Source organism: Borrelia persica No12 (assembly GCF_000500045.1).
Lineage (GTDB): Bacteria > Spirochaetota > Spirochaetia > Borreliales > Borreliaceae > Borrelia > Borrelia persica.
The window spans coordinates 1-935 of record NZ_AYOT01000161.1; the positions used below are offsets into that span (position 1 = coordinate 1).

The window sequence follows — 935 nt, forward strand, 5'->3', positions numbered from 1 at the left end:
AAAAGAAGTCAAGATTCATAAGAGTCGTTTAATTATATATGAGAATTATGATTATATTTTGGGTTCATATACGCCGTGTTATACACAAGGTTTTCTGCTAAACATATATCTTTTTGAGATTATTTATCAAGAGATAGAGAAAAGGATTCGAAATTATAATTTTTTGTTTTACAAGGATGAATCACTAGCAGAGATTAATGATGCAATAAGCAAAGCATCACTACAGATTAATTTACTTACCAAAAGCAATAAAGATAATAATCCCAGTATGTTTAAGAAATTGTTTAAGGGTAATTCGGATAATGATAGTGTAAGTAAAAGTACAAATATCTTAAATGCGCTAAATAATGATTTATCACGAGAACTTGAGAGACTTAAATCAAATTTGAATAATGATGGGATATTTTATTCTGGGAGTCAAACTGCTCATTTAGAAGTGATTAAATATGAACTTACCTTTTTAAAAGACGCATTGGAACTAGTAAAAGCAAAGATAGGAGCAGATACAAAAGAACCATTAACAAGGAGTTTTAATGAACAAACTAAAGGACTTGGTAGTGATGGTAAAGGAGATCGAAGTAATTATTATGACTTTTTAAAGGGAGTACAAGAACAAATTGAGATAACAATAAATCAAAAACTTAATCAATATTTTGGTCTTAATATGAGATTTAATTCGCTTATTTTATTAAGTGAGTCAGAGAAGATAGAGCGAGATATTAAACTGCTTGAATTATATGAGAAATATAAAAGTGTTATTGGATGTGAAGGCTTGTCACAAGAATCAATTGAGCTTTTAAAAGATAAATTATATTTTGGAGAAATTTTCTTAGGAGGTTAAAAATCAATGAATACCGAAAGTAAAAAGAATAATGAAGTAGTTATTAAAACTAATAATGAAGAAAAGGAAGTACCACAAAAAACTATTAGTTTAG

Annotated in this window: 1 protein-coding gene; it reads left to right on the top strand. The window is 27.6% G+C overall.

The genetic code is table 11. The features are described from left to right. Window positions 1-841 (top strand): anti-CBASS protein Acb1 family protein (locus U881_RS0105800; protein WP_024653626.1); only part of this gene is annotated, 841 nt, incomplete at its 5' end. Window positions 842-935 lie beyond the last annotated feature (94 nt).